A 14000-nucleotide genomic window follows, 5' to 3' on the forward strand; every position below is an offset into this window, starting at 1 on the left:
ATTTGATTCATGAATCGAGTGCCGGTTTCAGTAACGAACGCACTGAATTGCGACTATGCCGAGTTGCGCATCACGTCCAGGAAAGCCTGCAGCACCGGCGACGCATCGTTGCGCCGGTACAGGACACTGAGTTCGATTTCGCGCAGCCAGACCGAGTCGAGCGGCCGGTAGACCACGCCCGGCAGGCACAGGCTGGTGGCCGAGGCCGAGGTGATGCACAGGCCGAAGCGTGCCGACACCAGCGCGATGCAGGTGAGGATGTCCTCGACTTCCTGGCCCACCACCAGCCGCACGCCCTCGTTGCGAAAGGCGCTGACCACTTCCTGCGCAAAGCTGCCGATCGGCGAGTTCGGGTAGAGGATGATCGGCTGGTCTTCCAGGTCGCGCAGGGTGATCGAGGATTTTGCGCACAGCGGATGGTCTTCGTACAGGCCGACCTGGAGCAGCTCGCGCCCGACCACTTCGACCGCGATGTCGGGTTCGTTGGGTACGAGGCGGCTGAAGCCGACCGTGATGCGCCGTTCGCGCAGCGCCTGGATCTGCTGGCTCTTGGTCAGGTTGTGCAGCGCCAGCTTGACCTCGGGACGGGCCCGGTGGAACTGCGCCAGCAGGTTCGGGATCACGCGCAGGATGCCCGAGCCGAACACGCCGACGTCGAGCTGTCCGAGGTAGCCCTGGCCGGCATATTGCGTCTTCTCCTTGGCGGTCTTCACCAGCGCGAGGATGTTCGGCACTTCCTGGAACATGACCTTGCCGGCATCGGTCAGTTCGACCCCGCGCGGCGTGCGCACGAACAGCGCCGTGCCGAGTTCTTCTTCGAGGCTCTGGATCTGCCGCGTCAGCGGCGGCTGCGCCATGTGCAGCTGCTCGGACGCGCGGCTGAAACTGCCTTCGTTGGCGAGCGCGAGAAAGTAGCGTAGTTGCTTCAAATCCATATTTACGATTATGGCACAGGCCATACCGAACAGGTATCGCGTTTTCCAAAAGCGGTATTGGACTGCCGCGCCCCCTTTCATTAATCATGGTGCATCGACTCCGGCACGGAGGAGGCAAAGACCTCCCCTGCACGGACAGGACAACACGTTGAAGCATGGGCAGTCAAAACAGCGGTTTTCTGGAGACAAGGATGACAAAGATAGTACGTAGCACTGCGCGTTGCACCGCGGCGATCTCGCTCGCCTGTATCAGTTACTCCGCCATGGCACAGGTGCCGCCCGACCGCTGGCCGGCAACGCCGCCGACTTCCGGCAACGTCCAGATCTACGGCCTGGTCGACTCCGGCGTCGAATACCTCACCAACGTCAACGCCGCCGGCGATTCGCTGGTGCGCGTGCCGACCCTGGCCGGTACCTTCCCTTCGAATATCGGCTTGCGCGGCGGCGAAGACCTGGGCAATGGACTCAAGGCGCTGTTCAACCTCGAGATGGGTTATTCGGTCGATACCGGCGCGCTGCAGAACGGCGGGCGCCTGTTCGGCCGTTCCGCCTGGGTCGGGCTGCAGGGCCGCTACGGCACCCTGATGGTGGGCCGCATGATCAACATGACGTACATCGCCAACCTGCGCTCGAACGTGCTCGGCCCCAGCATCCACAGCTATCCCAACCTCGACACCTACCTGCCGAATGCGCGCAGCGACAACACGATCGGCTACCTCGGCAAGTTTTCGAACCTGACCGTCGGCGCCACCTTCACCCCCGGGCGCGACGCGACCACGGTCGTCGCCGGTCCGGCTTCGACCAACTGCGGCGGCGAACTGGCCAGCGACCGCAAGGCCTGCCGCCAGGTCACGGCGATGCTCGCCTACGACACGCCGAAGTACGGCATGGCCGTGTCGTGGGACGTGCTGAACGGCGGCCCGAACGCCGGCTTCGGCCTGACGCGCAGCGATTACGACGACCGCCGCGCCGGCATCAACGGCTACTTCATGGTCGACAAGCTCAAGCTCGCTGCCAGCTTCCTCGACCGCAAGATCGACGCCGCGGCCGACACCAATACCCGCCTGATGCAGGTAGGCCTGAGCTACCCGTTCACGCTGGCCCTGATCCTCGACGCCCAGCTTGCCCGGCTCGACACGCGCCGCTCGGACAACGATTCGACCATGGCCGTGCTGCGCGCCACCTACGCCTTCTCGCGTCGCACCGCCACCTACGTCTCGCTCGGCCGCATCGACAACGACGGCCTCGCCGCCATCTCGCTGTCGGCCGGCGGCACGGTCGGCCCGGGCCTCGGCCAGACCGGCCTGATGCTCGGCCTGCGCCATTCGTTCTGAATTCCATTTCAAAAGGCAGGCACATGAAGACAACGATTCTGCAGCAAACGATCCGCCGCGCGATGCTCCTGGGGGCCACCGGCGCCGCCCTGGGAACGCTCGTGGCGCCCGCCTGGGCCCAGCCGGTCGTCACCGGCCCGGTCAAGATCGTGGTGCCGTTCACGCCGGGCACGACGCCCGACAGCGTCTCGCGCGTGATCGCGCCGGTCCTGGCGAAACGCCTGGGCCAGACGACGATCACCGACAACCGTCCGGGCGCGTCCGGCATCATCGGCATGGACATGGTGGCCAAGGCGCCGCCCAATGGCCAGACGGTGATGGTGGGCACGAATACCTCGCTGACGCTGCCGATGTTCTACAAGAAGGTGCCGTTCGACGTCATCAAGAGCTTCCAGCCGCTGGGCATGATCGGCACCAACAACTTCGCGCTGGTGGTCCATCCGTCGGTGCCGGCTTCGAACCCGAAGGAGCTGGTCGCCTGGATCAAGGCCAACGGCGCCACCGTCAACTACGCCTCGCCGGGGCAGGGCACGCTGCACCACCTGACGATGGAAAAATTCATGCACAGCACCGGCGTGAAGGTGATGCACGTTCCATATAAAGGCTCGGCCGGCGCGATCAGCGACGTCCTCGGCGGCCACGTCAAGATGATGATGATGCCGCTGCACCTGGCGATGCCGCTGCGCGCCGACGGCAAGCTGAAGGTCATCGGTTCCACCCGCGCCGAACGCGACCCGCAGTACAAGGACGTGACGACGCTGCAGGAAGGCGGCGTCGCCGGCTTCGACGAGGATTCGTGGCTTGCCCTGTGGGGGCCGAAGGGCATGCCGCCGGCAGTGGTCGCGGCCTACAATGCCGGCCTGCGCGAGGCGCTCGCCAGCCCGGAAGTCAAGGATGCGCTGGCAAAACAGGGCCTGACGCTGCAGCCGGGCAGTCCCGACGACTTGCTGAAGGCGGCCAACGCGGAATACCAGAAGTGGGCCGTCGTGGTCCGCAACGCACAAATCAAGGCGGAGTAGGCGCTCGGCCACCCGCAACGATAGAACATCACCGACAGGAACGACCATCATGCTCCAGAAAGACCTCGTCCCCCCGCACACCGGCCAGCGTCCCGCCAGGGTCGACTACAAGCGCATCGCCACCGAGGAGGCATTCGCGCCGCCCGACCTGTTCGACATGTACCGCAAGGTGCTCGCCGACGGCAAGGCCGACGCCGGCTTCACCAGCCTGTGGGCGTTCTATCTCAGCAGCGAAGCGGCGCGTCCTCAGCACATCCGCAAGTACATCCAGGACCTCGACGCGGCGCGCATCGCCCACATGGACGAAGCCGGCATCGATATCCAGGTGCTGTCGCTCACATCGCCGGGCGTGCAGGTGTTCGATGCCGATACCGCGGTGTCGTATGCGCGCAGCGCCAACGACTACCTGGCCGAAGCGGTACGCCGCCATCCGACGCGCTTCGTCGGCCTGACCGCGATCGCGCCGCAGAACCCGGCCGAGGCGGCCAGGGAAATCGAACGCGGCGCCACCCGGCTGGGCATGAAAGGCGTCATCGTCAACTCCCACACCCAGGGCGAATACCTGTCGGACCCGAAGTTCTGGGACATCTTCGCCGCCGCCGAAGCCTTCGACATGCCGGTCTACCTGCACCCGAGCAGCCCGCCGCCGAAGATGATCGAGCCCTTCATGGAAGCGGGCCTCGACGGCGCCATCTACGGCTTCGGCGTCGACACCGGCCTCGCCGCGCTGCGCACCATCACCGCCGGCGTGTTCGACCGCTTCCCCAGGCTGCAGATGATCCTCGGCCACATGGGCGAAGCGCTGCCGTACTGGGCCTACCGCCTCGACTACATGCATGCCGCGACCGTGCGCTCGCAGCGCTACGAATCGATGCAGGCCCTGCAGCGGCGGCCGAGCGACTACCTGCGCGAGAATTTTTACGTCACCAACAGCGGCGTGGCCTGGGAACAGGCGATCCGCTTCGCCCAGGAATTCATGGGCGTCGACCGCGTGATGTATGCGATGGACTACCCGTACCAGCACGTGCTCGACGAGGTCATTGCCCTCGACAACATGAACATGGCGCCGGAAATCAAGAAGGCCTTTTTCCAGACGAATGCCGAACGCGTGTTCAAGATCGGCTGAAGCGGCCGCCCATACAAGGATAACGGAGCACCAACGCCATGACGACACCGACACCGGCCGCGCCTGCGGCCAGGGACTATATCCACATCGCCGCCGAGGAAGCCTTTGCGCCGGCCGAGATGCTGCGCATCTACCGCCAGATCCTCGACGGCCCGCATCCCGATCCGGGCTTCGTCAGCCTGCTCGGCTTCTACATGAGCAGCCAGAGCGAGCGCGCCCGCTTCATCATGGAAGGCTTGCAGGACCTCGGCGAACGGCGCCTGCGCCACATGGACGAGTCGGGCATCGACCGCGCCATCATCGCCCTGACCGCGCCCGGCGTGCAGGTGATGGACACGGCCACCGCCGTCTCGTTCGCCCGCAGCGCCAACGACGAGCTGGCCGAGGCCGTGCGCCGGCATCCCGCGCGCTTCGCAGGCATGGTGGCGGTCGCGCCGCAAGATCCGGCCGCGGCGGCGCAGGAAATCGAGCGCGGCATCACCCAGCTCGGCTTGACCGGCGTGATCATCAATTCGCACACGCAGGGCGAATACCTGTCCGATCCGAAGTTCTGGGAGATCTTCGAGGCGGCCGAGGCCAACGACACCCCGATCTACCTGCACCCGAATACGCCGCCCGCCAGCATGATCGCGCCTTTCCTCGAGTGCGGCCTGGATGGCGCCATCTACGGCTTCGGCGTCGAGACCGGGCTGCACGCGCTGCGCATCATCACCGCCGGCGTGTTCGACCGCTTCCCCAAGCTGCAGATGGTGCTCGGCCACATGGGCGAAGCGCTGCCGTTCTGGGCTTACCGCCTCGACTACATGCATGCGGCAACCGTGCGCTCGCAGCGTTACGCGTCGATGCAGCCGCTCGAGAAAAAGCCGAGCGACTACCTGCGCGAAAACTTCTACATCACCAGCAGCGGCATGGCCCATGAACCGGCGATCAGGTTCACGCAGGAGATGATGGGCGTGGAGCGCGTCATGTACGCGGCGGATTACCCCTACCAGCACACGGTCGACGAGATCGCGCGGCTGGAGGGAATGACCATCAGCCTGGAAGACAAGCGGCGCTTCTTCCAGACCAGCGCCGAAACGGCGTTCCGCCTCAAGTAACATGGCTGTCAATCGCAGCACCGTGCTGGCCGGGGTGGCGGCCGGCGCCTTCCTTGGCCCGTTCACGCAAACCGTGTACACACCGGCGCTGGTGCAGCTCGAGCGCTTCTTCCACGTGAACACGCTGCTGATCAACCTGACCATCTCGCTGTTCACGGCCATCCTCGCGCTCAGCAATTTCGTCATCGGCCCGATCGCCGACCGCCGGGGGCGGCGCGCGACGCTGCTGCCCGGGCTGGCCATCTTCGTCGCCGGCTGCCTGCTGTGCCTGGCGGCGGACAGCTACGGCCTGTTCCTGGCGGGCAGGGTGCTGCAGGGCGCCGGCATCAGCGCCGCCGTCCTGATCGCGCCGACGGTCATCGGCGATATCTTCGCGCCCCATGAGCGCGCCCGCGCGATGAGCACCTACCAGACTATCAGCTTCCTCGGGCCCGTGCTGGGGCCGGTGATCGGCGGCGCGATCGCGTACTTTTTGGCATGGCAGTGGATCTTCGCCTTGCTGGCGACGGCCGGCCTGGCCGTGCTGCTGTATAACTGGCGCCGCCTGCAGGAAACCCTGCCGCCCGATACCGTGCCGCCGCCGCTGGGCCTGCGCCTGTTCGGCAAGGTGCTGGCCGACCGCTCGGCCTGTTCGATTTTGCTGGTCGGGTTCAGCCAGTTCTATGGCTACTACGTGTTCCTGGTCTTCCTGCCGGTGCTGCTGCATGGGCTGCTGGCGCTGCGCGAGCAGGTGTTCGGCTTCTTCTTCGTACCGCTCACGCTCGGCCTGCTGCTCGGCGTACGCCTGGGGGCACGCTGGCAGCGGCGTTGGCCGCGCACGCGCATCCTGAACGCCGCCTCGTTCGGCATGGCCGGCACCGTCGCGCTGTTCTGGGCGGCGCTGCACTGGCAGCTGATGAACATCCCGCTGCTGGTGCTGCTGCTGGCCTGCTACGGCTTGCTGCTCGGCTGCAGTACGCCGGTGCAGTCGACCATCATGGTCAACCTGTTCCAGCAGCAGAAGGGCACCGCCATGGGCCTGTACAACTTCTCGCGCTTCACCGGCGCCGCCATCGGCCCGCTCGTCGGCGGCGCGCTGGTGATGCGCTATTCGGTGGATGCCGTGTTCCTGCTGCTGGCCGTCCTGCTGACCGGCGCGGCCTTCGTGATCCGGCGCTACCTGGCCGACCCGTACGAAGCCGGCGGCGCGCAGGCGGCGCTGAAACACTGAACGGTGCGCGTCGCGCCTGCGCATGGAAGTCAGCGATAATGGCTGGCGGCACGCGCTGCGTGCCCGGATCCCGACAGGCCAACCCACCACCATCATGACGACAACCCTGTTCCCCGGCTTTCGCAGCCAGCACATCACCGTCGCGCCCGGCGTCGACATCCACGCCATCGTCGGCGGCAGCGGCGCGCCGCTGCTGCTGCTGCACGGCCATCCGCAAACCCACGCCATCTGGCACCGGGTCGCGCCGACGCTGGCGCAGCACTTTACGGTCGTCGCCTGCGACCTGCGCGGCTATGGCGACTCGTCCAAGCCGGCGGGCGAGCTTGATCACGCCAACTACAGCAAGCGCACCATGGCGCTCGACGTCGTGACGGTGATGCGCGCGCTCGGCTTCGAGGCGTTCAGCGTGCTGGCCCACGACCGCGGCGCGCGCGTGGCGCACCGGCTGGCGCTCGACCATCCGCAGGCGGTGCGGCGCATGGCGCTGCTCGACATCGCGCCGACCGTGGCGATGTATGCGCAGACGACCGAGGCGTTTGCGCGCGCCTACTGGCACTGGTTCTTCCTGATCCAGCCGGCGCCGCTGCCCGAGCGCCTGATCGAAGCCGATCCGGCCGCCTACGTGGCCGACGTGATGGGCCGCCGCAGCGGCGGCATCACCGTGTTCGATCCGCGCGCGCTGGCGGAATATCAGCGCTGCCTGGCCCAGCCGGGCGCGGCGCACGGCCTGTGCGAGGATTACCGCGCCGCCGCCGGCATCGACCTCGAACACGACCGCGCCGACCTCGACGCGGGCCGGCGCCTGACGCTGCCGCTGCGCTTGCTGTGGGGCGCCCAGGGCGTGGTGCACCGCTGTTTCGATCCGCTGAAAGAGTGGCGCGCGGTGGCCGACGACGTCAGCGGCGAAGCGCTGCCTTGCGGGCACTACATCGCCGAGGAAGCGCCCGAGGCCTTGCTGGAGCAGGTGCTGCCGTTTTTTACAGCTGAGTGACCGTCCCACTGACGCTGGTTGGACATGATTGCAGTTGTGCACCGTAGGGTGGACTCCTGAGTCCACGCGTTACGGAATCTGCACATTGCACTGCTTTACGCGGAGCGCAACCTGCCCGGCCTTGAACGTTGCTGCCGCTACGCGACCGGTGAACGCGTGGACTCGGGAGTCCACCCTACGGTGCACAGCGGCAAATATGAAAGCAGAGATGCAGGGGCTGCTAGACCGTAGGGGTCCTTGAGGCCGGGGGCCTCACGGACTGGTTCACCGGACTCCGTCCACGCGGTTCAGCGTTCGCCTCCACGCGGCAATGACCGAACCCATACAGGTGGCGCTCCGCGTGAAGCGGTGCGGTATGCGGATGCCGTACCGCGCGGACGAAGTCCACCCTACAACTGCGGCCGGTTTCCTTGCACCGAGGAATTCCCTTCCAATTTTTTGCGCACACCGCAATGAATTGTCTCGTTTGCCACATTCACTAGACTACACTGGCCGTATGTCTTCGAATTCTCGCACTGGCTAGCCACGTCATGGATCCCCGGAAATCCGCCGAACCGCCTTCTTCATCAGTCCACGCCACGCCTGCTTTTCCGGTGGTCGGCACGTGAGCGAGTTTCGTCAAAACAGTGGTCAAGACAGCCTGCCGGCGCCCGACAAATACCCCGCCACGCCGGACGGGCGCTACTTCGTCGTCGCCGGCCGCCTGTGGCGCAAGAGCAATCCCGCGCTCGCGCCCGAGCAGCGCCAGGAGATGGTCAACCGCCTCATGGCCGCCCGCCGCCAGGTCGGCCTTGCGCGCAAGGCGGCCGATCCCGCCGCCGAGCGCGCCGCCCGCGCCGCCGTCGACGCCGCCAAGCGCGACCTCGGCGAACGCGGCCCTGTGTGGTGGAGCGACGGCGCGCCCGATTACAACCGCAAGATGGTGCATAACACGCCGTATGCGGCGTGGTATGCCGGGTTGCCTGGCCTGTAAGCCTTGCTTGTGAACCGTTATTTGCCCGGATCCTTCTGGTTCGCAAACTGGTCGAACTCGATGTTGTACGGCTGTCCGTTCACCATCTCCACCTTGCGCACGTAAACCGTTTGCACGATGTCGCGCGTGGCCGGGTCGATGCTGATCGGGCCGCGCGGGCTGTTGATCTTCATGCCCTTTAACACCGCCATCGCCTTGTCGCCGTCGATCTTGCCGTTCAGTTTTTGCGCCACCTGGTAGATCGCGTTCATGCCGTCGTAGGCGCCGACCGCCATGAAGTTCGGGCGGCCGCCTTGCGGGTTGGTCGCGGCGAAATGCTTCAGGAAGGTATCGTTCTCGGGCGATTTATGCGCGGCCGAATAGTGGAAGGTGGTGATCACGCCTTGCGTGGCGTCGCCCATCGCCGGCAGCACGTGGTCGTCGGTCAGGTCGCCGGTGGCGATGACTTTGATGCCGGCGGCGGCCAGGCCGCGCTCGCGGTAGCCTTTCATGAAGGCGATCGACTGCTCGCCGGCCGGCACGAAGACGAACACGGCGTCGGGCTTGGCATCCTTGATGCGCTGGATGAAGGGGGCGAATTCCGGATTGCGCAGCGGCACGCGGATCGCTTCGAGAATCTTGCCGCCGTTCTTGCCGAGGCGGTCGGAGAAGGCCTTTTCGGCATCGATGCCGGGACCGTAGTCGGCCACCACGGTGGCCACGGTCTTGATGTTGTTCTTCAGCGCCCAGTCGGCCATCGGCGCCGAGATCTGCGGCAGCGTCATCGAGAAGCGCGCGATGTAGTCGGACTTGGTGGTGATCACCGAGGTGGCCGCGTTCATGATGATCATCGGCTTTTTCGCCTGCTGGGCGATCGGGGCCACGGCCAGCGCTTCGGGCGTGAGGCCGAAGCCGGCCAGGAAGTCGACCTTGTCGCGCACCACCAGTTCCTGCGCCAGGCGCTTGGCCACTTCCGGCGCCGGGCCGGTGGTGTCCTTGTAGATGATCTGGATCTTCTTGCCGGCCACCGTATCGCCGTGCTGCGCCATCCAAGCCTTGATGCCGCCCTGCATCTGCTTGCCGTAGTCGGCAAAGGGGCCGGAGAAGGCGGCGATCACGCCGACCTTGATCGTGTCCTGGGCGTGCGCGGCGGGCGCGAAGGCCAGCGTGGCGGTGGTGGCAAAGGCGGCGGCAATCGTCGTGAACTTCATGGGTGTCTCCTGATGTGTACTTGGTTAGGTCCGGCTTCCCACGTGCCGGCGTGTCGTTATCACAACTGCATCATATCGCTTGTTCGCATAGTGTTGACAAGTCTTCTTGGCAATCATAGTATCGAAATGACGTTCGATTAACAACCTCTTGTTCGGTAATCGAACGTCACACCATAAAACGCATTGCGATAATTCGGAGACAACATGAAGAACACCATCTGCAGCGCCGTCGCGCTGACGTGCGCACTGGCCGCCGCTTCCGCTACCGCCCAGACCGCGGTCCAGATCTACGGCATCGTCGACAGCGGCATCGCACACATGACCAACGTCAACGCCGCCGGCGACTCGGTCACCAAGATCCCGTCGCTCACCAGCTCCTTCCCCTCGCGCATCGGTTTCCGCGGCACCGAGGACCTGGGCAACGGCCTGCAGGCCTTCTTCGTGCTGGAAAACGGCTTCGCCGTCGACACCGGCACCCAGCAACAGGGCGGGCGCCTGTTCGGCCGCCAGGCCAACGTCGGCATCAAGGGTGCCTGGGGCACGATCACGCTCGGGCGCCAGCAGAACATGACCTATATCTCGGGCCTCAAGACCGACGTGCTGGGACCGCACCTGTTCGCCATCGGCAGCATCGACCCCTACCTGCCGAACGCGCGCAGCGACAATGCGATCGGCTACCTGGGCAATTTCAACGGCTTCGTGCTGGGTGCGACCTGGAGCTTCGGCCGTGACGCCTCGGCAGCGGGCGGCCCGGCCGCCACCAACTGCGCCGGCGAAGTCGGCGGCGACTCGAAAGCCTGCCGCCAGGTCACGGGCCTGATCGGCTACGAAACCAAGGTCTGGGGCTTGAACGCGTCCTACGACAAACTGCATGGCAATACCGGCGCCGCCGGCGGCCTGACCAGCAGTGCCGACACCGACGTGCGCAAGACCGCCAACGGCTACCTGATGCTCGGCCCGACCAAGCTCGGCGCCGGCGTCATCGCCCGCGACACGAATGCGAATGCGGCCACCGGCGACTCGGAATCGAACCTGTACTACTTCGGTGTCAGCCATCCGTTCGGCGCCTTCGTGGGCGACGTGCAGATCGCGCGGCGCGATACCAAGAACTCGAACAACGACGTCGACATGCTGGTCGCGCGGTTGACGTATGCGATGTCGAAGCGGACGTTCGTGTACGGCGCCGTTGGCCGGATGGACAACGATGGCGCGTCGGCGGTGGCGCTGGATGCGGGTGGCAGCGTGGGTCCGGGCCTGGCGCAGAACGGCGTCATGGTAGGCCTGCGCCACCACTTCTGATGCATTGTTGGTCGCGGTGTCACGTATGGGGTCATTGTGGCCAATGGCCGCAATGACGGGGTCACCGGGCACTTGTGCCGACGCGGTCCGGCCTAGGCGTATCGATACGCATCTACACAACCCGAAACGCACGCGCACCGGCTTTCTTTGCGTGTGCGGAACACGACGGCACGACCGCGTGGGCTCGGGAGCCCACCCTACGTTACGCGATTGCAGTGGTATTGAGGTGAATCCTCGGAACGCCGAACAAGCCTGCGGCAGCGATGTAACGTAGGGTGGGCACCTGTGCCCACGCGGTCCGGCTGACGCGTATCGATGCGCATGTAAACGACCCGAACGCACGCATACTGATGTTGTTTACGCTTGGCACGCAACGGTACGACCGCGTGGGCTCGGAGAGTCCACCCTACGGTGCGCTACGGTTTGTAGTGAATGCGGCGCTGATGTGTACATCGCCACATCGTTACGGCAGCAGCACCGCCAGCTCCTGCGCGCCACGCTGCAGCACGGGCAGAAACTCTTCGCGCATGCGCTCGGCGCTCACGCGGCCGGCCTGGGCGCCGACGTTCAGCGCGGCCAGCACCTGGCCGGAGGCGCCGCGTACCGGGACGGCGATCGAGCGCAGGCCCAGCTCGAGTTCTTCGTCGTTGATCGCATAGCCGTCCTGGCGCACGCCCAGCAGGATCTCGCGCAGGCGCTTCTGGCAGGTGACGGTCTTGTCGGTCATGGGCCGCAGGCGCGCCTTGGCGAAGTAGGCATCGAGCGCGGCGGGCGCCAGGTGGGCCAGCATCACGCGGCCGAGCGAGGTGCAGTAGGCGGGCAGGCGGCTGCCGGTGTTCAGGGCCACCGACATCACGCGCGAGGCGGCCGAGCGCGCAACGTACAGCACTTCGCCATCCTCGAGCACCGCCAGCGAGCACGATTCGCCCAGCTGCCCGCTGATGGCGTTCAGGTAGGGCTGGCTGGAAACGGTCAGCGGCGTCGACGACAGGTAGGAATAGCCGAGGGTCAGCACCTTTGGCCGCAGCGAGAAATTGTTCAGTTCCGCTTCCACGTAGCCGAGCTGCTGCAGCGTGAACAGGCAGCGGCGCACGGCGGCGCGCGGGATGCCGGTTTTCTGGCTGATCTGGGCGATGGTCTGTGGTTTGCGCGAATCGCTGAAGGCTTGCACCACGGCCAGGCCGCGCGCCAGCGAGGTCATGAAGCTGGGGTCGGTGAGGGCGTCGATCTGCTCGGCAATCGTCAGCTCGCGCTCCTCTGGTTGCTCCTCGGTACTGATGTTGCCCGAATCGGGTGCGTGGTTCGTCGAATTTGTCATGGCGCGATTTTAATGCAAGCGCAGGACGCTTCGATTGGTCTTTTTTCTTGACCTTTCGGGCGGCGACCCACTACACTTGGTTGGGCGGTAATCAATCATTAGTTCGATTATCGAACAACTGCAGTGACATATCAAGTGCGACATTCCAGGTGCGACATTGAAGGTTGACGCACAGGAAAACACCAAGGTGGACACATGATCGACAAAACCTATGACTCGCTGGAACGTGCCGTCGCCGACGTGCACGATGGCGCCACCGTCATGATCGGCGGCTTCGGCAACGCCGGCATGCCATCCCAACTGATCGATGCGTTGATCGCGCAAGGCGCGCGCGACCTCACCATCGTCAACAACAACGCCGGCAACGGCGACACCGGCCTGGCCGCGCTGCTGGCCGCCAAGCGCGTGCGCAAGATCATCTGCTCGTTCCCGCGCCAGGTCGACTCGCACCATTTCGACGCCCTCTACCGCGCCGGCGAGATCGAACTCGAACTGACCCCGCAAGGCAACCTGGCCGAGCGCATCCGCGCCGCCGGCGCCGGCATCGGCGGCTTCTTCACCCCCACCGGCTACGGCACGCTGCTGGCCGAGGGCAAGGAAACGCGCCTGATCGACGGCCGCCACTACGTGCTCGAGTCGCCGATTCACGCCGACTTCGCGCTGATCAAGGCGTTAAAGGGCGACCGCTGGGGCAACCTCGTGTACCGCAAGACGGCGCGCAACTTCGGTCCGATCATGGCAATGGCCGCGAAGGTCGCGATCGCCCAGGTGAACGAGATCGTGCCGCTCGGCGAACTCGATCCGGAAAACATCGTCACGCCGGGTATCTTTGTCCAGCGCGTGGTGAAGGAGGCAGCATGACGAACAAATTCACCCGCGACCAGATCGCAGCGCGCGTCGCGCAGGATATCTTCGAGGGCGCTTATGTGAACCTCGGCATCGGCCTGCCGACCAAGGTTGCCAACTTCCTGCCCGCCGGCCGCGAAGTCTTCCTGCACAGCGAAAACGGCCTGCTCGGCATGGGCCCGGCCCCGGCCGCAGGCGAGGAAGACGAAGACCTGATCAACGCCGGCAAGCAGCCGGTGACCATCCTCACCGGCGGCGCCTATTTTCATCATGCCGATTCGTTCGCCATGATGCGCGGCGGCCACCTCGACATCTGCGTGCTGGGCGCCTTCCAGGTGTCGGAACAGGGCGACCTCGCCAACTGGCACACCGGCGCACCGGATGCGATTCCGGCCGTCGGCGGCGCGATGGACCTGGCGCTCGGCGCCAAGAAGGTCTACGTGATGATGGACCACCAGACCAAGACCGGCGAAAGCAAGATCGTCCCCGCATGCACCTATCCGCTGACCGGCGTCGCTTGCGTGAACCGCATCTATACCGACCTGGCCGTACTCGACGTGACGCCGGATGGCTTGCGCGTCGTCGAGATGGCGCCGGGCCTCACCTTCGAAGAACTGCAGGCTGCCACCGCGGCACGCCTCCTTATTGCAGCCTGACCTTCA

Annotated in this window: 13 protein-coding genes; 10 read left to right on the forward strand and 3 right to left on the reverse strand. The window is 65.5% G+C overall.

All coding sequences use genetic code 11. The annotated features are described in order from the left end of the window. Positions 1-53: 53 nt before the first annotated feature. Positions 54-935: a LysR family transcriptional regulator gene (locus AC56LG_RS12330; RefSeq protein WP_497166378.1), complete on the reverse strand. Its 882-nt coding sequence runs from the start codon at positions 933-935 to the stop codon at positions 54-56. Between the two features lie 191 nt (positions 936-1126). Here AC56LG_RS12330 and AC56LG_RS12335 point away from each other — a divergent pair, with 191 nt between their 5' ends. The 7 genes from AC56LG_RS12335 (at position 1127) to AC56LG_RS12365 (ending at position 8685) form a co-directional block, all read left to right on the forward strand. Continuing rightward, positions 1127-2269, forward strand: a complete 1143-nt coding sequence (locus tag AC56LG_RS12335) for a porin (RefSeq protein ID WP_497166379.1) — start codon at positions 1127-1129, stop codon at positions 2267-2269. Between the two features lie 23 nt (positions 2270-2292). Continuing rightward, positions 2293-3288, forward strand: coding sequence for a Bug family tripartite tricarboxylate transporter substrate binding protein (locus tag AC56LG_RS12340; protein ID WP_497166380.1), 996 nt, complete (start codon positions 2293-2295; stop codon positions 3286-3288). Positions 3289-3337: 49 nt separating this feature from the next. After that, complete coding sequence (locus AC56LG_RS12345) at positions 3338-4414, forward strand: amidohydrolase family protein (RefSeq protein WP_497166381.1); 1077 nt, start codon at positions 3338-3340, stop codon at positions 4412-4414. Between the two features lie 38 nt (positions 4415-4452). Further along, positions 4453-5511, forward strand: coding sequence for an amidohydrolase family protein (locus AC56LG_RS12350; RefSeq protein WP_497166382.1), 1059 nt, complete (start codon positions 4453-4455; stop codon positions 5509-5511). Between the two features lies 1 nt (position 5512). Continuing rightward, positions 5513-6721, forward strand: a complete 1209-nt coding sequence (locus AC56LG_RS12355) for an MFS transporter (RefSeq protein ID WP_497166383.1) — start codon at positions 5513-5515, stop codon at positions 6719-6721. Between the two features lie 94 nt (positions 6722-6815). Beyond that, positions 6816-7712, forward strand: a complete 897-nt coding sequence (locus AC56LG_RS12360; RefSeq protein ID WP_497166384.1) for an alpha/beta fold hydrolase — start codon at positions 6816-6818, stop codon at positions 7710-7712. 604 nt (positions 7713-8316) lie between these two features. After that, positions 8317-8685, forward strand: a complete 369-nt coding sequence (locus AC56LG_RS12365; RefSeq protein ID WP_497166385.1) for a hypothetical protein — start codon at positions 8317-8319, stop codon at positions 8683-8685. A gap of 17 nt (positions 8686-8702) precedes the next feature. On the opposite strand, the gene AC56LG_RS12370 is transcribed toward AC56LG_RS12365, so the two are convergent. Further along, positions 8703-9875 (reverse strand): ABC transporter substrate-binding protein, encoded by a 1173-nt coding sequence (locus tag AC56LG_RS12370; protein ID WP_497166386.1) that lies wholly within the window; start codon positions 9873-9875, stop codon positions 8703-8705. Positions 9876-10079: 204 nt separating this feature from the next. On the opposite strand from AC56LG_RS12370, the gene AC56LG_RS12375 reads away from it, so the two are divergent. Beyond that, positions 10080-11174, forward strand: coding sequence for a porin (locus AC56LG_RS12375; protein ID WP_497166387.1), 1095 nt, complete (start codon positions 10080-10082; stop codon positions 11172-11174). Positions 11175-11637: 463 nt separating this feature from the next. Here AC56LG_RS12375 and AC56LG_RS12380 read toward each other — a convergent pair whose 3' ends face one another. After that, entirely contained in the window at positions 11638-12492 is an 855-nt protein-coding gene (locus AC56LG_RS12380) for an IclR family transcriptional regulator domain-containing protein (RefSeq protein WP_497166388.1), read from the reverse strand. 195 nt (positions 12493-12687) lie between these two features. On the opposite strand from AC56LG_RS12380, the gene AC56LG_RS12385 reads away from it, so the two are divergent. Together AC56LG_RS12385 and AC56LG_RS12390 are read left to right on the forward strand one after the other, a co-directional pair. Further along, positions 12688-13353 (forward strand): 3-oxoacid CoA-transferase subunit A, encoded by a 666-nt coding sequence (locus AC56LG_RS12385; protein ID WP_497166389.1) that lies wholly within the window; start codon positions 12688-12690, stop codon positions 13351-13353. Further along, positions 13350-13994 carry a CoA transferase subunit B gene (locus AC56LG_RS12390; RefSeq protein ID WP_497166390.1) on the forward strand — a complete coding sequence of 215 codons (645 nt, stop codon included), beginning with the start codon at positions 13350-13352 and terminating at the stop codon, positions 13992-13994. The genes AC56LG_RS12385 and AC56LG_RS12390 overlap by 4 nt, the downstream gene beginning before the upstream one ends. The last annotated feature ends 6 nt before the right edge of the window (positions 13995-14000 follow it).

This window comes from Telluria sp. ZB2R32, from assembly GCF_059685715.1.